The organism is Streptomyces longisporoflavus, from assembly GCF_014649775.1.
Classification (GTDB): domain Bacteria; phylum Actinomycetota; class Actinomycetes; order Streptomycetales; family Streptomycetaceae; genus Streptomyces; species Streptomyces longisporoflavus.
The window spans coordinates 25,868-46,527 of sequence record NZ_BMTR01000033.1; the positions used below are offsets into that span (position 1 = coordinate 25,868).

18 protein-coding genes are annotated in these 20,660 nt (G+C 71.5%); 9 read left to right on the forward strand and 9 right to left on the reverse strand.

Annotated features, from left to right (window positions below; translation table 11 throughout):
• Positions 1 to 2: 2 nt before the first annotated feature.
• From IE226_RS37925 to IE226_RS37940, 4 genes are all read right to left on the reverse strand, one after another.
• A complete protein-coding gene (locus IE226_RS37925) occupies positions 3 to 866 on the reverse strand; it encodes an ABC transporter permease (protein ID WP_190086066.1) in 864 nt (287 codons plus the stop codon).
• On the reverse strand, positions 863 to 2,212 hold the full coding sequence (locus IE226_RS37930) for an ABC transporter substrate-binding protein (RefSeq protein WP_190086067.1): 1,350 nt from the start codon (positions 2,210 to 2,212) through the stop codon (positions 863 to 865). The genes IE226_RS37925 and IE226_RS37930 overlap by 4 nt, the downstream gene beginning before the upstream one ends.
• A 44-nt stretch (positions 2,213 to 2,256) precedes the next feature.
• Positions 2,257 to 2,484: a 4Fe-4S dicluster domain-containing protein gene (locus IE226_RS37935; protein ID WP_190086068.1), complete on the reverse strand. Its 228-nt coding sequence runs from the start codon at positions 2,482 to 2,484 to the stop codon at positions 2,257 to 2,259.
• A gap of 86 nt (positions 2,485 to 2,570) precedes the next feature.
• On the reverse strand, positions 2,571 to 3,341 hold the full coding sequence (locus IE226_RS37940) for a GntR family transcriptional regulator (RefSeq protein ID WP_229871800.1): 771 nt from the start codon (positions 3,339 to 3,341) through the stop codon (positions 2,571 to 2,573).
• A 435-nt stretch (positions 3,342 to 3,776) separates the two neighbouring features.
• Here IE226_RS37940 and IE226_RS37945 point away from each other — a divergent pair, with 435 nt between their 5' ends.
• Positions 3,777 to 5,057: a COG1361 family protein gene (locus tag IE226_RS37945; RefSeq protein ID WP_190086070.1), complete on the forward strand. Its 1,281-nt coding sequence runs from the start codon at positions 3,777 to 3,779 to the stop codon at positions 5,055 to 5,057.
• A 28-nt stretch (positions 5,058 to 5,085) separates the two neighbouring features.
• On the opposite strand, the gene IE226_RS37950 is transcribed toward IE226_RS37945, so the two are convergent.
• From IE226_RS37950 to IE226_RS37965, 4 genes are all read right to left on the reverse strand, one after another.
• Complete coding sequence (locus tag IE226_RS37950) at positions 5,086 to 5,838, reverse strand: GAF and ANTAR domain-containing protein (protein WP_229871801.1); 753 nt, start codon at positions 5,836 to 5,838, stop codon at positions 5,086 to 5,088.
• Between the two features lie 277 nt (positions 5,839 to 6,115).
• A complete protein-coding gene (locus tag IE226_RS37955) occupies positions 6,116 to 6,775 on the reverse strand; it encodes an alpha/beta fold hydrolase (protein ID WP_373307102.1) in 660 nt (219 codons plus the stop codon).
• Between the two features lie 106 nt (positions 6,776 to 6,881).
• Positions 6,882 to 8,849 (reverse strand): hypothetical protein, encoded by a 1,968-nt coding sequence (locus IE226_RS37960; RefSeq protein WP_190086071.1) that lies wholly within the window; start codon positions 8,847 to 8,849, stop codon positions 6,882 to 6,884.
• A gap of 746 nt (positions 8,850 to 9,595) precedes the next feature.
• On the reverse strand, positions 9,596 to 11,209 hold the full coding sequence (locus IE226_RS37965) for a sulfite oxidase (protein WP_190086072.1): 1,614 nt from the start codon (positions 11,207 to 11,209) through the stop codon (positions 9,596 to 9,598).
• 324 nt (positions 11,210 to 11,533) lie between these two features.
• Between IE226_RS37965 and IE226_RS37970 the strand changes: the two genes are divergently transcribed.
• From IE226_RS37970 to IE226_RS37990, 5 genes are all read left to right on the forward strand, one after another.
• A complete protein-coding gene (locus tag IE226_RS37970; RefSeq protein WP_190086073.1) occupies positions 11,534 to 12,100 on the forward strand; it encodes a TetR/AcrR family transcriptional regulator in 567 nt (188 codons plus the stop codon).
• A gap of 198 nt (positions 12,101 to 12,298) precedes the next feature.
• Complete coding sequence (locus IE226_RS37975) at positions 12,299 to 13,726, forward strand: MFS transporter (RefSeq protein WP_229871802.1); 1,428 nt, start codon at positions 12,299 to 12,301, stop codon at positions 13,724 to 13,726.
• Positions 13,723 to 14,193 carry an SRPBCC family protein gene (locus tag IE226_RS37980; protein ID WP_190086074.1) on the forward strand — a complete coding sequence of 157 codons (471 nt, stop codon included), beginning with the start codon at positions 13,723 to 13,725 and terminating at the stop codon, positions 14,191 to 14,193. The genes IE226_RS37975 and IE226_RS37980 overlap by 4 nt, the downstream gene beginning before the upstream one ends.
• Positions 14,194 to 14,286: 93 nt before the next feature.
• Positions 14,287 to 15,639 (forward strand): carotenoid oxygenase family protein, encoded by a 1,353-nt coding sequence (locus tag IE226_RS37985; protein ID WP_190086075.1) that lies wholly within the window; start codon positions 14,287 to 14,289, stop codon positions 15,637 to 15,639.
• 105 nt (positions 15,640 to 15,744) lie between these two features.
• A complete protein-coding gene (locus tag IE226_RS37990) occupies positions 15,745 to 16,173 on the forward strand; it encodes a hypothetical protein (RefSeq protein WP_229871803.1) in 429 nt (142 codons plus the stop codon).
• Between the two features lie 12 nt (positions 16,174 to 16,185).
• Here IE226_RS37990 and IE226_RS37995 read toward each other — a convergent pair whose 3' ends face one another.
• A complete protein-coding gene (locus IE226_RS37995; RefSeq protein WP_190086076.1) occupies positions 16,186 to 16,830 on the reverse strand; it encodes a TetR/AcrR family transcriptional regulator in 645 nt (214 codons plus the stop codon).
• Between the two features lie 160 nt (positions 16,831 to 16,990).
• Here IE226_RS37995 and IE226_RS38000 point away from each other — a divergent pair, with 160 nt between their 5' ends.
• From IE226_RS38000 to IE226_RS38010, 3 genes are all read left to right on the forward strand, one after another.
• A complete protein-coding gene (locus tag IE226_RS38000; RefSeq protein WP_190086077.1) occupies positions 16,991 to 18,481 on the forward strand; it encodes a serine hydrolase domain-containing protein in 1,491 nt (496 codons plus the stop codon).
• 180 nt (positions 18,482 to 18,661) lie between these two features.
• Positions 18,662 to 19,909: a sensor histidine kinase gene (locus tag IE226_RS38005; RefSeq protein WP_308429587.1), complete on the forward strand. Its 1,248-nt coding sequence runs from the start codon at positions 18,662 to 18,664 to the stop codon at positions 19,907 to 19,909.
• Positions 19,902 to 20,579, forward strand: a complete 678-nt coding sequence (locus IE226_RS38010; RefSeq protein ID WP_190086078.1) for a response regulator transcription factor — start codon at positions 19,902 to 19,904, stop codon at positions 20,577 to 20,579. The genes IE226_RS38005 and IE226_RS38010 overlap by 8 nt, the downstream gene beginning before the upstream one ends.
• Positions 20,580 to 20,660: the final 81 nt, after the last annotated feature.

Below are 20,660 nucleotides of genomic sequence, written 5' to 3' on the forward strand. Positions count from 1 at the left end.
GCTCATGCCTCCTTCGTCGAGGTGAGGGGGCCGGGGTCCGCAGCCCCGGCCAGTGACCGGCCCCACGACGGCGAGCGGCGCGGCGCCGGTGCCTCGGCGCGGGACTCCGTCCGGGGGAGCCACCGCGTGACACGGCGGCCGAGGACCTCCACCGCAGTCGACGTCAGCCAGCCGAGCGCACCGATCGTCACCATCCCGACGAGGACGCCGGGGTAGTCGACCACCGTGTAGTCCTGCCAGGTGCGGTAGCCCACGCCGTACTCACCGGAGATCATCTCCGCCGAGATCACACAGATCCACGAGACGCCGATGCCCACCGAGAGCCCGCCGAGGATGCCCGGCAGCGCCCCCGGCAGGACCACCGAGCCGAGGACGCGCCACCGGCCGCCGCCCATCGTGCGGACCGCCTCCTCCCACACCGGGGTCAGGGCGCGCACCGCGTGCCGCGTGGAGACCATGACGGGGAAGAACGCCGCGGTGAAGGTGATGAAGACGATGCCCTGCTCGTTGCTGGGGAAGAGCAGGATCGCCACCGGCACGAGGGCGATCGCCGGTATGGGCCGCAGCACTTCGAGTACGGGACCGAGCAGGTCGGCGGCCAGGCGCGAGCGGGCGATCGCCGTGCCGGCGGCCACCCCGGCGACCGCCGCGAGCACGAAGCCGGTGACGATCCGGCTGAGGCTGTCGGTGAGGTCCTGCCAGTACGCCTCGCTGCCGACGCGCTCCCCGAACTCCCGCGCGACGTCGACGACCGTCGGGAACTGCTCGAAGCGCAGCCACACACTCACGTCGAACGCGGTCAGGAGCTGCCACAGTCCGAGCGCGGCGACGAGAGACAGGAGGCGAAGGAGGTGACGTACCGTCATGACACCTGCTCCAGCGCCTTCTTGTACGAGAGCGTACGAGAACCCGGATGCGCCTCGGTGTAGGCAGCGGCGGTGGAGGGGGTGACGAAGGGCAGCAGCTTCTTGCCGTCCGCCACCCACACCGCCTTGTCGGCGAACCAGGGAGTGCCGGTGGTGGTGTCGGGGACGTACGCCGTCCGTACCTCGCCCTTCCGCGCCGCCGCTTGGCGCAGCATCTTCGCCGGGGTGGCGAAGGACCGGGTCCTGCTCTCGCCCTTGAGCCAGAGCTGGCTGCGGGGCGGTTCGGGGGTGGCGCTCAGCGCGGAGGCGTACCCGTCGCCGTACGCCTTCTTCACGTACCGCTCGTCGACGAAGCCGTCCACGTCCACGTCGCCCACCAGCTTCGCCGATTTCAGCACGGGCACGTCCTTCTTCAACGCGGCCACCAGCGCGGGCTTGATGCTGGTGTCGAACGTGGCGATGCCGTGCGCGCCGTTGTAGAGGTAGACCACCTCGGCGGGCAGCCCGGTGGCCTCGGCCACCGACTCGGCCGCGGCGACCGGGCGCTTGTTGAGGTAGCCGGTCGCTTTGTTCTGGGCGCGCAGGAAGTCCTCCAGGACGCCGGGCCGCTTCTTCGCGAAGTCCTCGCGCGCGGTGACTCCGTGGAAGGTCGGCAGCTTCAGTTCCGCGCCGTCGTACAGCGCTTTGGCCCGGCCCTGGTAGGCGAGAAGACCCGGCCACGCCACGAACTGCGAGAGCGCGTCGGCGCTGCCCGCCTGGAGAGCGGAGGCGCCGACCGCCGGCTGCTGGTTGAGCTTGCTGATGTCCTCCTCGGGGTCGATGCCCGCCCGCCGCAGCGCCCGTACGAGAGTGCCGTCCGCGGCCGAGCCGACGCTCGTCGAGACCTTCTTGCCACGCAGGTCGGCCAGCGACGAAAGTTTCGAATCCGGAGCCGTAACAATGGTGTTGAGGCCGCCGCGGAGGTTGTAGCCCGTGACCGACACGAGCTTCGTCGGCCGATTCAGCTGGGTGCCGCGGGCGGCATTGATCAGCAGCGGAAAGTCGCCCATCGAACCGATGTCGATCTTCCCGGCCGTCATCTGCGCGGTGATCGGCGCGCCGGTGGCGTAGTCCTGCCACTTGACCTTGTAGGTGACACCCTCGCGTTTGCCGCGCGCGGCGAGCTCGCGCTCGAAGTAGCCGAGCGAGCGCAGCAGCGTGCCTGCGGTGACGGTGTTGATGGTCTTGGACTGATAGCCGATGGTGACGGTGATGGTGCCGGAGTCGTCCGCGCTCGCCCCGCCACAGCCCGCCGGCGGGACCATCAGGAGGACTGCCAGGCTGTAGTTGAGTGCCGTGCGTTTCATGGGAGTGGGAACCTCTCGGCCTTCGGCGGCCTTCGTCGGTGGCTTCACCGGAGCAGGTAGGGCATGTTGACCGTGACCGCGTCCGTGGGGCAGCGGGCCGCGCACGGCCCGCAGTACCAGCACTCGTCGACGTGCATGAAGGCCTTGCCGCTCTCCGGGTTGATCGCGAGCGAGTCGAGCGGACACATGTCGACGCAGAGCGTGCAGCCGTCGATGCACTTCGACTCGTCGATGGTCACGGGCACGTCGGCGCGCTGGGGGGCCAGAGGCATGGCTGTCTCCCGGAAAGAGGTGGCGGGGAAAAGCAGAAGGTACGGAAAGTGTGGAAGGTGCGAAAGGTCTCAGAGGGCGCGGAAGGTCAGAGGGTGCGGTGCAGCAGCCCGCTCATGGCGATGCGGTCACCGCGGAAGCGGATGAACTCCAGGTCCACGGGGCGTCCGTCGGACAGCGAGGTGAGTCGTTCGAGCATGAGCACGGCGGCACCGCGCGGGGCTTCGAGAACGGCGGCGGAGTGCACGTCGGCGTTGACGGCCTCCAGGGTGATCTCGGCGGTGCCGAGCGGCTGCCCCGTCAGGGTTTCGAGCAGCCGGAACACGTCTGTGTTCTCCAGGTCGCAGCCGATGAGGCCGGCGCCGACGTCCATCGGGATGTAGGTGAGATCGAGTGACAGCGGCAGGCCGTTCAGTCTGCGCAGCCGCTCGATGTAGAGCACGTCGGCGTGCTCCACGAGGCCGAGCCGCCGGGCCACGGGTGCGGGCGCGGGGACAGGGCCGACCGTACGGACTTCGTTGGTGACGTCGCCGTGTTCGTGCAGGGTCTCGGCGAGGCCCTGCAGCCGGTCGAGGCCGTGCGGGTACTTCTCGGACACCACTACGGTGCCGACACCGGGCTGCCGTTCGAGCAGCCCTTCCGTACGGAGCAGATCCAGCGCCTGCCGGACGGTGTTCCGGGAGACGCGGTAGTCGTGGCCGATCGCGCCCTCCAGCGGCAGCACACCGCCGGGAAAGCCCCCGGTGCGCACCTGGTGACGCAACAGGTCGGCGAGCTGCCGTGCCTGGTCCGCGCGCAGGCGGCGCCGTCGTGCGGCGGCGACCGGCACAGTGTGCTCGCGGATACGTTCGGCTGGCATGCGAGGGACCATACCGATGCCGCCCCGGCCGTGGTGTTGCCGGAGTATTGCGCCACTCAGCGGATCTCGTGCACCGGCTCTGACCTGTGTGTTCATCCTTCTCCCGGGGAGATCTGCCAGCGCGGGGCCGGGTTTGGTCCCGCCGGACGAGGAGTACGCCTTTCCGGTCGGGCTCCTGGAGTGTCGCTACCCAAGTTGCGAATTATCCGTCTATATGTAGTGCCGTAAAACCTCTCGCACTCAGGGCTGCCCGGAACGAGAGACCCACGCATGAGATCCCCCGAGCGAGAGGTACACGTGAGGCTTGCGAAACTGAGCCGCGGAGCGACGATTTCCGCCGCGGTGGTGATGTCCGCAGTCGCCTCCACGGGGCAAGCCATTCCCGTCGGGCAGGCCATTCCCGGTGGGCAGGCGATTCACGGTGGGGCCGCCGGAATGGGTGTCCGGGCGGCGGCGCCCAATCTGCAGATCTCGAAGTCGGTGACGCCGGATCCACTGGTCATCGGCGACGACGCCGTCTACACCGTGACCGTGACGAACAGCGGTGACCAGGACGCCTCGGGTGTCACGGTGACCGACGAACTGGGGGAGGGGGTGAGCGTCGGAGACCTTCCTGACTCCTGCGCGGCGCAGGGCCGGACGGTCACCTGCGGAGGCTCGGGCGTCACGGTCCCGGCGGGCGGCACACGCGAGTTCCGTATCCCGGTCTCCGTCGATCCGTCCCTCTCCGACGGGACCAACATCAGGAACCAGGCCGAGGTCCGCCAGGACGGCTCGTCGCAGGCTTCCACCACCCTGATCTCGCAGGCCGCCACCCTGACGGACGTGGAGATCACCAAGACGGCGACCCCGGTGGTCGAGGCCGACGGCACCTACACCTTCACCGTGACAGTGACCAACCACGGCCCGTCCAACGCCGTCGACGTCACCGTGCAGGACCCCACGGACGGCAACCTCTCCTCCATCGTGGAGCGCCCCGAGGAGTGCCCGGACTCCGGTCTCACCATCACCTGCCCGCTTCGTACGCTGGGCCCGGACGAGACGCGCACGTTCACCGTCACGATGCGGGCCAAGCCCGAAGCTGCCGGCCAGACCATCACCAACTGCGCCCAGGTGTACACCGGTTCGCGGGAGAACAACACCGAGAACAACCGCTCCTGCGCCACTACGGACGTCACCCCGGCCGGTACTCCGACGCCTACGCCGACGGATGATCCGTCCCCTACGCCGACGGATGATCCGACGCCGACGCCGAGCCCGACGGACGATCCGACGCCGACGCCGAGCCCGACGGACGATCCGACGCCGACGCCGACGGACGATCCGACTCCTACGCCCACGGATGACCCGACGCCGACGCCGACGGACGATCCCACCCCGGCCCCCACAGACGACCCGACGCCCTCGCCGACAGATGAACCGACGCCCACGCCCACAGACGACCCCGCGCCCACACCCACAGATGCCCCGACGCCCACGGACGATCCGGAGCCCACGGACGATCCCACCCCCACTACGACACGGGAGCCCACCCCCACCCCCGCACCTTCGGACAGTGGCGGCCCGGAATCCCCCTCTCCCACCTATCCCGGTTCCGACCCCGACGAGCTGGCCGAGAGCGGGCAACGCGACATCGCTCTGCTCGGCGTCGGAGTCGCCGCGATCACCCTGGTGGGACTCGGCATCCTGCTCAGGCGCACTCTCAAGAGCCGCTGAGCGCGGGGGGCGGGCTCAGCGCTCGGGATCAGCGCTCGGGATCGAGGAGCGTCGCCCCGGCCTGGCCGTTCAGGACCTGGTGGGCCACGTCGGAGAGCTTGAGCTGCCGGTTCCGGGCGTACGTCCGCATGCGCGTGTACGCCTGATCCGCGGTGCAGCCACGGGAGTTGGAGAGGTAGCCCTTGGCCTGCTCGATGACGATGCGGGAGTCGAGGGAGTTCTGGATTCGCGCGATCTGCGTCCTCTGTTCGTGCACGACCTGCTGCTGGATCACGCAGACGGCGGCACTGTCTGCCAGTGCGCGGGCAAGTCGCAACTCGCCTTCGTCCAGGGGTCTTTGACGGTCGTGGAGGAGACTGAGCGCGCCGACCACCGTGTCCTGGTAGCGCAGCGGAACGGTGGCGACCGAGGTGAAGCCGAGGAGCAGGGCGCGCGGCGTGAACCGGGGCCACCGCGGACAGGCGTCCCCCGCGTCGAGGCGGGTCTCGGAAATGCGAGTACGGGGGGAGCGGCAGCAGTCCATGCACGGGCCCTCGTCCCATTCGAGACCGAAGAGTTCCAGCGCGCGGGTGTGCTCGTCGGAGGCCACAACTTCCGCGCCGCGGCCGTGCGGAACGTCGAGCAGAGCCCCGGACGCCGACACGTCAAGCAGGTCCACGCAGTGTTCCGTCAGGGTGTGCAGGACGTCGGTCGCGCTCACGACGCGTACCGGTGGGGCGGCGAGCTCCCCTAACGCGGACGCCAGCCGTTTCTCGCGCTGCCCTTCGGACATGGCGGTCATGCCGCCTCTCCCTTCCGTGCACGGTGTGAGGGGCCGGCCGCAAGGGACCGGGAGACATGTCCCGCTGGCGACGGAACCACTGTCCCCCTTGTCGACGGTCGCCCAATGCCAGCAACAGAACCGCGTTCATGCTCCAGTTGAGGAATTCACGGAATCCTCTCCACATTACCGCGATCGGCTGATTCATATAGGACACATACCGATCAGATTCGGTCGCAGAATGGCAAGGGGCGCAGTTAACCGGTTCCTATTCTTTCTGTTGAAAGCAGGATGGCCGCTACCTCGGCGGCTCCGGAAAGGCCGCGAATTGATCGGCGATCACGGGCGGTAGCTCGGCGAGGCCCAGAAACCCGGCCACTGTCCTGGCGGTCAACTCGTGCCAAGCGGCGGCCCCTCGCAGCATGGCGTGGTCACTGCCGACCATCGGAACGCCGGCCGCCTCCGCGCCCGCGGCACGGGCGCGGGCCGCGAATTCCAGGGAGGACCGGGGGTCGGTCGTACGATCCCGGTCGCCGTGCAGCAGCGCCACGCGACGGCCGCGCAACTGCTCCACGGGGTCCTCGGCGGGGCACCAGGGAGCGAGGCCGACCACGCCGCGTACGAGCGGGTCCCCGGCGGCCCGCAGCGCGGCGCGGGCACCCATCGAATGCCCCACGAGGACGGTCGGCACGTCACCCGCAAGTTCTTCGAGCTCTCGCAGGGCCCGGCTGGCGTCCCGCGCCGCATCCTCCCGTTCGCCGTTCCAGCCGCGGTGGCGATAGCGCACCCGCCCGATCAGCACGCCGCCGCCCGCCGTGGACCGGCGGATGGCGCCCTCGAAAAGACGCAGCCGCGCGCCCGGCAGATTCCACGGCGGGGGCGCGTCGATCCCGTGCTCCCGCCCGCCGTGCAGCATGAGCACGGCGGCGAGCGGTTTGTCGACCGGTCCTCGCGGCACGAGCGGTCCTCTCCGCACGAGTGGTCCTCTCGGCACGAGCGCCGGGCGGTGGTCTTCGCGGAAGGGCACAGGGTCTCCTCGACATGTCGGCGACCGGCCGGCCCGCCTAGGGGCGCGAGCCGACCTCGTCCAGGATCTCACCGTCCTTCAGCCTCGCCCGCACGGTCACCTCAGGGCTCTCGGGAGCCTTGACGGCCAAGGTGCCGCCCTTCTTGTCCGCCTCGATGTCACCCGTCACGTCGATCCCGGTGACCTCGCGGCTGCCGGCGGCGAGGAGGTAGTGGCGCCCGGAGCCCGCCGTCCAGGGGGTGCTGGCCACGATGTGCTGGCCGAACCGGCTGCAGGCCGCGGTCGAGCGTGCTCGTCCGACGATCTTCGCCGGCGCGGTGGCGGACTCCTTGGAGGTGCGGAACTGCACGAGGACGCTGCCGGGGCCGCGCCAGGTGGAGGCGCGGGTGCAGGACCACACCGCCCCGCCTCCTCGCTCGGGCAGGTCCTGCTCGGCGAAGTCCCACTGGTTCACGGCCCGTACCCCGCTCTGCCGCATCCCGGGGAGCCGGCACCCGGTGCGGGCCCAACTCTCCAACGCCGCCGTGCTGGTGGCCTCGCGGGGCTGGCGCGGGGGTGCGCCGGTGCCGGGCAGGGGTGTGTAGCTGAGATGTACGGGAGTGAGGCCGCCCAGGTCGGCGACGAGGAAGGCGTGCTTCTCCACGATCTTGCTGGAGGAGCGCAGCTGCAGCACCGGCAGGCTGTCGCATGCTCCCTTGCCCGGTAGTTCAGGGACGGCATCGGTGACGCCCTCGTCGGACACGTCGAGCGGACGGCCGGGGGAGTCGGGGTCCAGCAGGTCGCGTGTCTGTGCCTCGGCGATCCAGGGGGCGGTGAGGTAGCGGACCTTGCCTTCCCCGCGGCTGACGACGAGCGAGGCTGCCGTGGTCACGTCGGCCTCGTCGGCGCGGGAGATGTCCAGGGAGGCGGGGTCCAGAGGAGAGGGCGGTTCGCCGTAGCGGACGACGCGCCGGCCGTCGTGGAACAGTACGACCGCCTCCCCGCCGACATCACCCGCGTACAGCAACTGGGTGTTGCCCGGCGGCTGTTCGTCACTGGTGGCCTCCGCGACCCTGACCCGGGTCCCGCGCGGCGGGTCGGTCCATGTGGCGAGGGCGCGGGTGATCAGCGCGGTGTCCGAGACACGTGTGCCGCGTGCGGGCCACGCGGTGAAGTCGACGCGCGAGGTGTCGGCCCACACGTCACGCGGGGTGCGGACCAACCGGTCGGCGCTGATCGCGGGGCTGACGTCCACTGTCAGGGCGGGCTGGTCCGAGGGGGAGCTCCCGACGGCGGTGAGCAGTACGGCACAACAGAGGGCGACGATGCCCGCGCTGAGCCAGGCGAGCTGGAACCGGCGTCTGCGGCGCAGCAGATCGGTGGGGCGGGTCTGTACGGAGCAGGCGTCGAACTCCCGCGAAGTCAGCAGCGCTTGTGTCGCCACGCCCGCGCTCGTCTCAAGGCCGGCGGCGGTGTCCAGCGCCAGTTCCGGCCCGGGCACACCGGCGGCGGTGAGCAGTTCGCTCACCTCGGGGCGGGACAGGCCCTCGACCTGGAGCAGCACGAATGCCGCACGGGCGGCTGCGGGAGCCTCCGAGAGGACCTGCCCCAGCGCGATCTCCTCGCCGCCGCCCGCGCGGGGGAAGAGCCGTAGCCCCCAGACCACCGGAAGCATGGGGCGCAGCGTGCGGGGAGGCGGCAGGAAGCCCGGCCAGCCGCGCGGACGGCGGTCATGGGCGAGTGCCGCGCGCAGGACGCTCGCTCGCGTGCGCGCCAGTGCCGGGTCGGGTGCGCCCCTGCGCTGCCCCGGCACGCGCCGGCTTGCTCGCGCTATGCGGAATCCGGGCAGGGCGCGCTGTACCAGCGCGTGCGCGACGAGGACCCGCCTGTGCCTGGTGAGGGTGTGGGGGAGTGTGAGGTAGGCGAGGCGTACGAGCCGGGTGTACTGGTCGACGATGACGGCTTCGGCCTGGTCAAGGGCCACCCGCCCGGACACTCTCGCCGAGCGCCGCTGCGATGTGCTCATCGATCAAAAGCCTTCCAAAGGCTGACGACGTTGCGTCCTGACCACGTTCAAACGAGTGAATCGTGCGATGGTCACAGCCGCCGCGCTGCCACCGGGCAGCCACCAGACGGTAACCGGGCCGGCGCCGCGCCGCCGCCGCGCCGCCGCCGTGCTGCCATCGGGCAGCCCCGGGCAGCCCCGGGCAGCTGCCGGGCAGTCGCCGCGCAGCCATGGGGAGTGGCAGCCATCGGGCAGTTGCCGGGCGCTCGTCGGGCAGCCACCGGCAGCCATGGGGAGTCGCCGGGCAGCCGCCGGGCAGCCGCCGGGCTGTCGCCGCGCAGCCACGGGGCAGCTGCCGGGTAGCCGTCGTGCTGTCGACGGGCAGTCGCCGGGTAGCCGTGGGGAGTCTCCGGGCAGCCGTCGGGCGATTGCCGGGCGCTCGCCGGGCGCTCGTCGGGCAGTCGTCGTGCTGTCGGCGGGCTGTCGCCGGGTAGCCGTGGGGAGTCTCCGGGCAGCCGTCGGGCGGTTGCCGGGCGCTCGTCGGGCAGGCGTCGTGCTGTCGGCGGGCAGTCGCCGCGTAGTCGTGGGGAGTCGCCGGGCAGCCGTCGGGCGGTCGCCGGGCAGTCGCCGCGTAGCCGTGGGGAGTCTCCGGGCAGCCGCCGGCAGCCGTCGTACTGTCGCCGCGAAGCCACGGGGCAGCCGACGGGCAGCCGTCGGGCAGGCGCCGCGCAGCCGTCGGGCAGCAACCAGGCAGCCGCCCGGGCCGGTCAGCCGACGGTGACCACCACCGAGTGCCGTCCGCTCGCTCCGTCGGGGATCGTGCGGGTCCGCTTTTCCGTCTGGACCTCGCCGGTACGGTCGGTCGCCCGGACGGTGAGTGTGTGTCCCCCGGAGGTGGCCCGCCACGGGAAGGACCACTGGCGCCAGGTGTCGCGGGTGTCCTCGGCGGCCAACTCGGCCCGCTGCCAGGGGCCGTCGTCCACTCGCACCTCGACCTTGTCGATACCGCGGTGCTGGGCCCAGGCCACACCGGCGACCATCACGGTGCCCGCCTCCGGGCGGGCGAAGGGCTTCGGGGTGTCGATCCGGGACTGTGTCTTGACCGGGGCCTCGCGGGCCCAGTCCCGCTTCACCCAGTAGGGGTCGTAGTCGTCGAACGTGGTCAGCTCGATGTCCTTGATCCACTTGCAGGCGGACACGTATCCGTACAGGCCGGGGACCACCATGCGCACCGGGAAGCCGTGCGCGAAGGGCAGCGGCTCGCCGTTCATGCCGAGGGCGAGCATCGCGTCGCGGCCGTCCATGACGTCCTCGACGGGGCTGCCGATGGTCATCCCGTCCACGGACCGCGCGACCAGCTGGTCAGCGGGCCCGCCCTTCGAGGGCGGCCTTACGCCGCACCGCGTCAGGAGGTCGGCCAGGCGCACGCCGATCCACCGCGCGTTGCCGACGTACGGGCCGCCCACCTCGTTCGAGACACAGGCCAGCGTGATGTTGCGTTCGACCAGCGGCATGCGCAGCAGCTCCGCGAAGCTCACGGTCGTCTCGCGCGCGACGCCCTTGCCATGGATCCGCAGCCGCCACGAGGTCGCGTCGACCTTGGGCACCACCAGCGCGGTGTCGACCCGGTAGAAGTCCTCATTGGGCGTCATGAACGGGCTCACGCCCTTGATCCGCAGCGCCGCCCCCTCAGGGGTGGGCGAGGCGGCCGACGCCGGGGCGGGCAGCTTGATGCCGTTGCGCGATGCGATGGCGTCCTGTCCGCCCGCGGCGTTCAGCGACCGCCCGAGGACTCCGGCTCCGGCGGACGCCGCGGCGGCGGCCGTGGCCGCGATGATGAACTCCCGGCGATCCCATGCCGGTTGACCGGCGTCTGCCGGGACCGACGTCGGCTCCGGAGCTGGCGGTACGGGGCGAGGAGCGAGGCGCCCGGCGAGCAAGTACAGCAGTGCCGCGCCCACGACGGCCCCAGCCACTGAGGGCAGCGCGTCGGTGATCCCGGCGGAGTCGGGGCGGCCGGTGGCTGCCAGCGCGCCGATCACGCCGAAGAGCAGCACTCCCGCCGCGCCGAGCCGTCGGCGGCGCAGGGCGATGAGCCCCAGCACGATCGCGAGCAGGGCGAGCACCGCGAGGATGCCCGACTGCAGTACGAGCTTGTCGTCCGTGCCGAACTGCCGGATCGCCCAGTCCTTGACGGGCGCCGGGGCGCGGTCGATGGCGGCGCCGCCGACCGCGACCACCGGGCCGGCCTCGGGTCGCACGGACGCGGAAACCAGTTCCGCGACCGCGAGCGCGGCGAACCCCGCCAGCAACCCGCTCAGGGCGCCCGCCGACGTCCGCCACCAGTCGATATGCCGTCGCAAGACTTCCCGCTCTGTCATCACAGGGGGAATCCGGCACCGACGGCCGCACGGATTGGTCGCTTCACTCTCAACTGTGTCGGCTGGGGCCGAACGGAGGCGGCCGGGGACGGACGGGCTGTCGAGGGCGGAGGCGGCGACGGCAGCGTCCGGGCGGAGGAGGCTCAGGCCTCGACACTCCGCCGGGATCACCTACGCCCGTCGCCACCTCCGTTCGTCCGGGCCGGGCCCCTCACAACCCTGTCGGACAGAGACGATTCGTCGCCGGGGGCGGGATGGATTGGCTTTTGTCGTCCCCGACCCCGCATCTTGACCCGGAAGAGGTGTGAGTGATTGAGTACTCACATGCAGACGGAATCACGACGCCAGCTCTCCACCGCCGACGAGCGCCGCGAGACGGTGCTGCGCACCGCGATCGGCGCGTTCGCGGAACGCGGCTACTTCGGCACCACGACCACGGCGGTCGCGAAGGCCGCCGGCATCTCGCAGGCGTACGTCTACCGGCTCTTTCCCAACAAGGAGAGTCTGTTCGTCGCGGTCGTCGACCACTGCTTCGTACGGGTCAGGCAGAGCCTGGAGGAGGGGGCGGCGGCTGCGTCCGGCACCGCGCCGGAGGCGGTGCTCGGTGCGATGGGTGACGCGTATGCCCGCCTGATCAGCGACAACGACCTGCTGCTCGTGCAGATCCACGCTCAGGCCGCGGCGGTCTCGGAGCCCGCGGTCCGGGAAGCGGTCCGGGCGGGCTATGCGCGCCTGGTGGAGTATGTGCGAGGGGCCTCGGGGGCGGGCGAGACGCAGATCCAGGAGTTCTTCGCGGTGGGCATGCTCTGTCATCTCGTGTCCGCCATCGATGCCGCGTCGGTGGATGCCCCCTGGACGCGCACTCTCACGGCGGGTATCCGGCACTACTGAGAGCGGCGCGTGCCGGGCGGCGCGACGCGAGCCCCGTATGCGCGGCTCGCGAGCGCGTTTTTCTTCGCGCCCGGCAGTGAGTGATTAACCAACCACAGATATCCCGGTCGCGCGGGCTTCGCCTTGCGTGCCGCTTCCTTGGAGTGACGAGTGAGTGGTCGACCACACATGCGCAACCTGACGGCAGAGGAGAATCAGATGTCCGGCACCGATCGGCCCGCCGCCGTACTCGGCGTTCTGGCGGCGGCGCAGTTCGTCGTGGTGCTCAGCACCTCGATCGTCAACGTCGCGCTCCCCTCGGTCCGTGACGGAGTCGGCCTCTCCGGCACCGGCATGGCCTGGGTGATCAACGCCTACGGTCTCGCCTTCGGCGCACTGTTGCTGCTGGGCGGCCGGGCAGCCGATCTCGCCGGGCGGCGCCGCGTCCTGCTCACCGGCCTCTCGGTCTTCGTCGCGGCCTCCCTCGCGGCCGCACTGGCCACCGAGCCGTGGCTGCTGATCGCGGCTCGCGCCGCCCAGGGCGTCGGGGCCGCCGCGATCGCCCCCGCGGCGCTGTCCCTGCTCATGTACGTCTTCCCCGCGGGGCCAGGGCGAGCCCGGGCCCTCGGGGTGTGGGGAGCGGTGTCCGGCGCGGGCGGCGCGGCCGGTGTCCTGCTGGGTGGTGTGCTCACCGAGAGCATGGGATGGCGTTCGGTCTTCCACGCGACCGCGCTCGGCGCGGCAGTCGTACTCGCGGCCGGGGTGCGCTGGTTGCCGAGCGCGGCGAGCGAAGGGAGTGACCTGCGGAGGCTGGACCTCGCCGGCGCGCTCACGGTCACGCTGGGCCTGGTGGCGCTGGTCTACAGCCTGACCACGGCGGGGCGTACCGGCTGGACCGATCCCCTGGTGCTCGGCACGGCGGCGGCCGCCGCCGTCCTGCTCGCCCTCTTCGCCGTCGTCGAACACCGGCACTCCGCACCCCTGTTGCCGCCGAGCCTGCTGACGCGGGGCTCTGTCGCCCCCGCCAACCTCGTCATGGCGCTGCTCGGAGCCGTCTGGGTCGGACTGTTCTTCTTTCTCCCGCTCTACCAGCAACAGGTACTCGGAGACAGCCCGTTGCGCACAGGGCTGACCCAACTCCCGCTCGCCGCCGCGAACATGGCGGGAGCCTTCCTCGCGCCGCGCATCGCCCGCAGGGCCGGAGCATCCGTGACCCTGGTCGCCGGGATGGCGGCGTTGTCCGGCGGGTTGCTGTGGCTCTCCGGGATCTCCGCGAACGGCACCTTCACGGGCGACGTGCTCGGCCCCACCGTCGTGATCGGGCTCGGCCTCGGGGTCGCCTTCGTCCAGCTCACCGGCGCCGCGGTCACCGGCGTACCGGCCAGGGACGCGGGTCTCGCCGGCGGCCTCGTCAACACCACCCGGCAGCTCGGCGGGGCACTCGGCCTCGCGGTGCTCGCCACTCTCGCCGCCTCCCGCACCGCGTCCGCGTCCGCAGGCCCCGGCACCTCCCACGCCATGGCCCTCACCGAGGGGTACCGGACCGCGTTCCTCGTCTCGGCGGCAGTCGCCGCGGCGGGAACCGCCCTCGCCCCGCTGCTCACCCGTACACCCAAGCCCGCCCGTACGAAGGAGACCACGCGATGAACACCACCCCTGTCCGGAACCCGGACCCGATCCAGGCCGTCGACGCACAAGCGCCCGTCATCGTCAGGCTGTCCATCGCCGTGCACGCCCCGCTCGCCCGCGTATGGGCGCTGCACACCGACATCGACGCCTGGACCGACTGGAACCCGGACGTCGACCGGGCGGCGCTCGAAGGACCGCTCGCCCCCGGCGCCCGGTTCAACTGGCTCACCCACGGCCTTGACATCACCTCGACCGTCCAGCAGGTCGTGCCCGGCAGTCGCATCGTCTGGGGCGGTCCGGCACAGGGCATCGACGGCATCCACGCCTGGACGTTCCAGGAGTCCGACGGCGTTGTGACCGTCCGCACCGACGAGTCCTGGAGCGGCCCGCCGGTCGACGCCCGGCCCGGCGAACTCCACCAGATGCTCACGCACTCCCTGGAGCGGTGGCTGCGCCACCTGAAGGCAGCGGCCGAGCAGGAGTGACCCCGCCGTGCCCCCGCACGCGAGCACACCCACATACCCGTACATACCCCGTACGCGAACACATCAGCGCATCTCAAAGAGAAGGAAGCCACGATGAACGAGCCCTACCTGACCGGCCACTACGCCCCGGTCGCCGACGAGACCACCGCCACCGACCTGGTCGTGGAGGGGACACTGCCGCCCGAGCTCACCGGACGGCTGATCCGCAACAGCCACAACCCCAAGCCCGGAATCACCCCCACCCACTGGTTCAAGGGCAGCGGCATGGTGCACGGCATCCGGCTGCGCGACGGCCGCGCCGAGTGGTACCGCAACCGGTGGGTCCACACGCCCGCCCTGGACGGCGCCCCCTATATGACCGAGCACGGCCCCGACCTGACCGCCTCCACCGCGGGCACGCACGTCATCGAGCACGCCGGACGGCTGCTCGCCCTCTGCGAGTCCGCGCTCCCCTTCGAGCTGACGGCCGATCTGGAGACCGTCGGGGCCTTCGACTGGGACGGCAAGCTCACCTCCGCGATGACCGCACACCCCAAGGAGGACCCGGTCACCGGCGAGCTCCACTTCTTCGCCTCCTCGCCCTTCCCGCCCTATCTGATCCACCACGTCTCCTCTCCGGACGGCCAGGTCCTGCGCAGCCGGGAAGTGCCGGGCGCGAGTGCCGCGCTCAAGCACGACTTCGTCATCACCGAGCACCACGTCGTGTTCCTGGAGGGTTCCGTCACCTTCGACGCGGCCGAACACTCGGGCATCCCGTACGCGTGGAGCGAGACCCAGGAGTCCCGGATCGGCGTCATGCCGCGCGAGGCGGGCGGCGCTCCAGAGGTCCGCTGGTTCGGCGTCGAGCCGGGTTTCGCCATGCACTTCGCCAACGCGTACGAGGACGCCCTCGGGCGGATCGTCATCGAGGGCCCGACCGTGGGCCGCTCCGCCTGGCAGCGCTCCTGGAACTGGTGGGTGGGCGCGCCCGACCGCGGCGCCGAGCCCACCTCCGGTTCACGAGCGCGGCGTTGGACCGTCGATCTGGCGGCGGGACGGGTGCGGGAGGAGCAGATCGACGACCTCACCGTGGAGTTCCCGACGATCAACGAGGCGTACACGGGCCGTGAACACCGCTATCAGTACGCCCTGTCCTTCCCCGACGACCTGGGCATCGGCAACCACACCCTGGTCAAGTACGACAGGCGCACCGGCGGCCGCCAACAGCTGCCCTTCGGCAACGGACAACTTCCCGGCGAGGCCGTCTTCGTGCAGGCCGATGGCGCCACCGAGGAGGACGCCGGATATCTGCTGACCGTCGTCAGTGACCTCAACGCCGACGCGTCGAAGATGCTCGTCCTTGACGCGTTCGACCTGTCGGCCGCACCGGTGGCGACCGTCCGTCTCCCGCGCCGGGTGCCGGCGATGATCCACGGCTCGTGGATCCCGGACGGCGGTGCGCGCTGACAGGTTGACCTGATGCGGGCCCTTACGGGGTGTGTGGGGGAAGCCGCGTAACCGATGATCTTGCTCTGGCGTTGGTCGGCGGGGGCCCGGCATGTCCGCCGGGCCATGTCCAAGGCTGAGGGGCTCATCATGCACATCCTGCTCAACGCGCACGGCATCACCAGGAAGATCGTCGCGTGGACCGGCGCCATGGCCGCGGCACTCGGCTGTGTCGTCGTGAGCGCGCCGCAGGCGGCGGCCGACGGCAAGTGGTGCAACAACTCGGTCTGCATCGAGACGTACGACAGCGGCACCTATCTCGGCAGGGTCGAGGTGTCGGTCGTCAACACCAACCAGCCGCACCGCATCAGCGCCCGCGTGTGGACCACCAACGGCTGGGGCACCCACACCAAGGTGGAGGACGTCGCCGCGTTCAGGACCTACCGGGACCAGGCCTACCCGCAGCGCCACTTCCCGGCAGGCACCCGGCTCTGCGCGGAAGGCTTCCGCGGCGGCGACAGCGTGGGCCTGCCCTGCGTCACACTCACCGACTGACTCCGGGGCGGGTCAGCCGTACTGACGGCAGCGGCCGGGGAAGACGGCCCGGACGCGCGCGGTGACAAGGCCGAGGGCGGCCTGTGATTCGGCGGCGCCGGGATCGGTGTCGGTGTCGGCGCCGGATCCGAGTTGCAGGGCCAGGCCCTCGGTCAGAGAGTGGAGTTCGAGTGCGGCGAGGTCCGGGTCGGTGTCGGCCGGGACCTCGCCGCACTCCTTTCCGTTGTGGACGGCCGTGGCGAGCATCGAGCGGATGAGCCTGCCCGTCTCGGCGTGTGACCGGGCCAGGCCGGGGTTGTCGACGGTGCGGCCGAGGAAGGCGAGCACCACCCGGTGAGCCGAGCGGCGGCGCGCGTCCACCGGGAGCCATTCACCCAGCCCCTCGACGACCACGTCCCGGATCGGCAGCTGCTGCCGGGTGGCACGTTCTCCCAGGGCGGAGACCCGGTCGAGGATCTTCCGGACGACGCGTTCGTGGGTGAACAGCAGCATCTCGTCCTTGGTCGGGAAGTAGTGCTGCACGTGGCCGACCGAGAAGCCCGCCGTCGCGGCGGTCCGCGCCACGGTGACCCGGTCGAGCCCCTCTTCGGTGACCAACTTCTGTACGGCGTCGGCGACCTGGATGCGCCTTGCTCGGTGATCGACGACCTTCGGCATGCCGTCAGGGTATCCGCCGCGTGGCCGCCGCCGACCTTGCGGAACGTTTTTACCATATGTTCATATGGTAAAAACGTGGGACGCCGATCAGGGGAGGGCTGCGGTGAACGCAGGGGCAGTAAGGGCGCGATGGCGCCAATGGCGCGCACCCTTGAGGAAGTTGACGCTTGTCCTGGTGCTCGTCGCCGGTGTGGTGTCGGGCACCGCGCCGACCGCCGCGGCCGCCGTTGCGCCGGACTGGTCCGAGGTCGACGCGTTCGTCCGCGGCCGGCTGGACGCGACGGGCACGCCCGGCGCCGCGCTCGCCGTGATCGAGGACGGCCACGTGGTGCACCAGCGGGGCTTCGGCGAGGACGGCCGGGGCCGGGCCATCACGCCCGACACCCCCTTCCTGTGGGGCTCGCTGTCCAAGCCGGTCACCGGCCTTGCCGTGATGCAGCAGGTGGAGGCGGGCCGCGTGAAGCTCGACGCGCCCGTGCGCAGGTACCTGCCGTGGTTCCGTCTCTCCGGCCCGGATGTGTCCGACCGCATCACCGTCCGGCATCTGCTGACCCACACCAGCGGCATCCCCACCTCGGCGTCCGGCGAGATCGGGGACCGCTACGACAACGCTCCCGGCGCTCTCGCCGACGCGGCCCGCGACCTCGCGCGTATCGAGCCAGTCGGCCGGCCCGGCGGCTCCTACGCCTACTCCAGCGCCGGTTACGCCGTACTCGGCGCGCTGGTGGAGAAGGTGTCGGGGCGGCCCTTCGGCACATACCTGCACGAGAAGATCCTCGACCCGCTCGGCATGGAACACGCCGTCGCCACGGAGCGGGACTTCACGCGCGAGCGGGTGGCGCCCGGTCACCGCTCCGTCTTCGGCACCCCTGTCCGGTTCGACGCGCCTTACGACACCTCGGGGGTGCCGTACGGCCATGTGGGCGGCAGCGTAAGGGACTTGGCGCGGTTCGTCAGCGCCGAACTGGGCGGAGGCGCCTTGGGCGGCCGCCGGGTCCTTTCGGCGAAGGGGGTCGCCGACACCCAGCGCGGCCACGTCGACAGCAGCGCCGACCGCTACGGCCTCGGGTGGTCGGTCGGCACGCTTGAAGGCACGGGCGAACGCATGGTCTGGCACGACGGTGCGCTGCCCGGTCACCAGGCGATGGTGGTCATGCTGCCGGACAGCGACCGCGCCGTGATCGTCCTGCAGAACGCCTACCACCAGTTGCGGGCCAAGGAGTTCGCCGATGCCGCGATCGGGACGGCGCAGCTGCTGTCCGGCGCCGTTCCCCGCACCACTCCGGTCGACGGGTTCGCGGTCGCCCTGCCGTGGGTCACGGCCGCCCTCGGCGCGGTGCTGCTCCTGAGCGTGGCCGCGCCGGCCCTGCGTCGACTGCCCCGACGGCGTGCCGCGGTCCGGGGGCGTTCCCGGCGCAGGATCGTCGTCACCAGCCTCGCGTCGGCAGGTGCCTCGCTGGCCGTCGCGGCCTTCTTGTGGTGGCTGCCGTCAGTTCTCGGCGGCACGCTCCCGATGGCGCTGCTGTGGCTGCCCGACGTGGGGTGGGGCCTGGTCGCCGCCATTGCTCTTGCCCTGCTGCTCGCGGTGGAGCGGACGGTTCTCGGCGTCCTCGACCTGCGGAGGGGGGAGAAGAGCGCCGGGGCCGCTTGATGCGCGGGCGGCGCGGGCGGCGCGGGTACTCCGAGCGGGCGGCCCCGGCACTCCGAGCGGGTTGCTCAGGCGAGTTCCCTGTCCGGGGAACCAGCGGCCCGGGGTCCGCTAAGGACACCCCCTCGGGGGTACTCCCGCTGTCGTACGCACACTCCGCACGCGGCTCCTATCGTGAGTTCCGTGCCCCTTGCCTCCCGCTCCCGGCAGCAGCGCCTCGCGTGGCCCCTGTCGCCACAGCTCACGGACCTGGCCGCGGCCGCGGTCGTCGCGCTCCTCACGGGTCTGGACGCAGCGGTCAACGACGCGGGGCACCGGCAGGCCGACTGGCTGACCTGGCTGCTGTACGCCGTGTCCGTCGCGGCCCTCCTGGTGCGCAGCCGGTGGCCCGTCGCCGTCACCCTCGTCACCGGGGCGGCCTGCGCGGGGTGGGCGCTCTACGGGCACATCGGGGAGCTGCTCAATCTGCCGGTGATGGTCGCGCTGTACGCCCTCGCCGTGCAGGGTGGCCGGCGCCGCACGCTGCGTACCGCCGTGGTCGCTGGGCTCGTCTCGGGGGTGGTGTCGGTCATCGCGGGCAAGGATGTGGCGCAGCCCCAAGGTGCCCCGCTCCTGGAGATGCTCTGGCCCCTGGTGCCGCTGCTGCTCGGTGAAGTGGTGCGCGGGCGGCGGGAGTTGCTGGAGGAGTACGCGGACCGGGCCGAGCGCGCGGAGGCCGACCGGGAGCGGGAGGCGCGGCGCAAGGTCGACCAGGAAAGGGTGCGCATCGCGCGCGAACTGCACGACGTGATCGCCCACACGGTGTCGGCGATGACCGTGCAGGCGGGCCTCGCCCTGGACGCCCTCGACAGCAGGCCTGAGGTGGCACGGACGGCGATGCGGCAGGTGCGGACGTCGGGCAAGGAGGCCGTGCGCGAGCTGCGGGCCACGGTGGGTGTGTTGAGGGAGGGGCAGCGGGCTGCCTCCATGGACCCGGCGCCCCGTCTCGCGCAGCTGGACGACCTGGTGGAGGGGGTGCGTGGCACCGGCCTGCGGGTGTCTCTGCACACCTCCCTGCCCACCTCCCCGCCCACCGGCACCGGTGGCCGGGAGCTGCCGCAGCTGGTGGAGTTGGCGGCGTACCGGATCGTCCAGGAGGCGCTGACCAACGTGATCAAACATGCGGGGGCCCGGCACGCGGCGGTGTCGATCACCGCGACGACCGCCGGCCTCACGGTGGAGATCACCGACGACGGCTCCACTACAGACACGGCAGACACGACAGCCATGGCGCCGGGCGTGGGCTACGGCCTCATCGGCATGCGCGAGCGCGCCACGGCGGTAGGAGGCGGACTCGAAGCGGGCCCCCTGATGGGCGGAGGATGGCGGGTGCGGGCGGTGCTGCCGGTCGGGGAGGGGCGGTATGAGGGGCGGGGGCGGGGGCATGAGTGAGCGGCGGATCCGGGTGTTGCTGGCTGATGACCAGACCGTCGTACGCGCGGGGTTTCGTGCTCTGCTCGACCTCACCGACGACCTGGCCGTCGTGGGCGAGGCGGCGGACGGCATCGCGGCCGTGGAGCTGACCCGCACCACCCGTCCCGACGTCGTCCTGATGGACGTCCGCATGCCGCGGGCCGACGGTCTCGAAGCCACCCGCCGCATCGTCGCCGACCGGGGCCTCGATGCCGTACGCGTCCTTGTCCTGACGACCTACGAAGCCGACGAGTACGTCTTCGAGGCCCTGCGCGCAGGCGCCGCCGGTTTCCTGCTCAAGGACATCGAACCGGACGACCTGCGCACCGCGATCCGCACCGTCGCCGCCGGGCAGAGCCTCCTGGCCCCCGGCGTCACCCGCCGGGTGATCGAGGAGTTCGCCCGGCTCAAAGCGCCCGAGGCCGAGGCGCTGCGCCTGCTCGACCCGCTGACCGACCGGGAGCGCGAGGTGCTCGCGCTGGTGGGCCGCGGGCTGGCGAACGACGAGATCGGCGCGCGTCTCCTCATGTCGCCGCTGACCGCGAAGACGCACGTCAGCCGGGCGATGACGAAGCTCGGGGCGCGGGACAGGGCGCAGTTGGTGGTGCTCGCGTACGAGACGGGCCTTGTCCGGGCGGGCGAGAGCTGACCCGGCGGCGGGCGGCCGGCTACTCCCGGCGGAGTAGCGGCCGACTCCCCTCGGCAGATGTCCGGGATGCCCGCTCTCCGT

Bases quoted from the DNA above. Each gene is read 5' to 3' on its own strand.
- IE226_RS37925 (WP_190086066.1), bottom strand. From the start codon at position 866: ATGACGGTACGTCACCTCCTTCGCCTCCTGTCTCTCGTCGCCGCGCTC.
- IE226_RS37930 (WP_190086067.1), bottom strand. From the start codon at position 2,212: ATGAAACGCACGGCACTCAACTACAGCCTGGCAGTCCTCCTGATGGTC.
- IE226_RS37935 (WP_190086068.1), bottom strand. From the start codon at position 2,484: ATGCCTCTGGCCCCCCAGCGCGCCGACGTGCCCGTGACCATCGACGAG.
- IE226_RS37940 (WP_229871800.1), bottom strand. From the start codon at position 3,341: ATGCCAGCCGAACGTATCCGCGAGCACACTGTGCCGGTCGCCGCCGCA.
- IE226_RS37945 (WP_190086070.1), top strand. From the start codon at position 3,777: ATGGGTGTCCGGGCGGCGGCGCCCAATCTGCAGATCTCGAAGTCGGTG.
- IE226_RS37950 (WP_229871801.1), bottom strand. From the start codon at position 5,838: ATGACCGCCATGTCCGAAGGGCAGCGCGAGAAACGGCTGGCGTCCGCG.
- IE226_RS37960 (WP_190086071.1), bottom strand. From the start codon at position 8,849: ATGAGCACATCGCAGCGGCGCTCGGCGAGAGTGTCCGGGCGGGTGGCC.
- IE226_RS37965 (WP_190086072.1), bottom strand. From the start codon at position 11,209: ATGACAGAGCGGGAAGTCTTGCGACGGCATATCGACTGGTGGCGGACG.
- IE226_RS37970 (WP_190086073.1), top strand. From the start codon at position 11,534: ATGCAGACGGAATCACGACGCCAGCTCTCCACCGCCGACGAGCGCCGC.
- IE226_RS37975 (WP_229871802.1), top strand. From the start codon at position 12,299: ATGTCCGGCACCGATCGGCCCGCCGCCGTACTCGGCGTTCTGGCGGCG.
- IE226_RS37980 (WP_190086074.1), top strand. From the start codon at position 13,723: ATGAACACCACCCCTGTCCGGAACCCGGACCCGATCCAGGCCGTCGAC.
- IE226_RS37985 (WP_190086075.1), top strand. From the start codon at position 14,287: ATGAACGAGCCCTACCTGACCGGCCACTACGCCCCGGTCGCCGACGAG.
- IE226_RS37990 (WP_229871803.1), top strand. From the start codon at position 15,745: ATGTCCAAGGCTGAGGGGCTCATCATGCACATCCTGCTCAACGCGCAC.
- IE226_RS37995 (WP_190086076.1), bottom strand. From the start codon at position 16,830: ATGCCGAAGGTCGTCGATCACCGAGCAAGGCGCATCCAGGTCGCCGAC.
- IE226_RS38010 (WP_190086078.1), top strand. From the start codon at position 19,902: ATGAGTGAGCGGCGGATCCGGGTGTTGCTGGCTGATGACCAGACCGTC.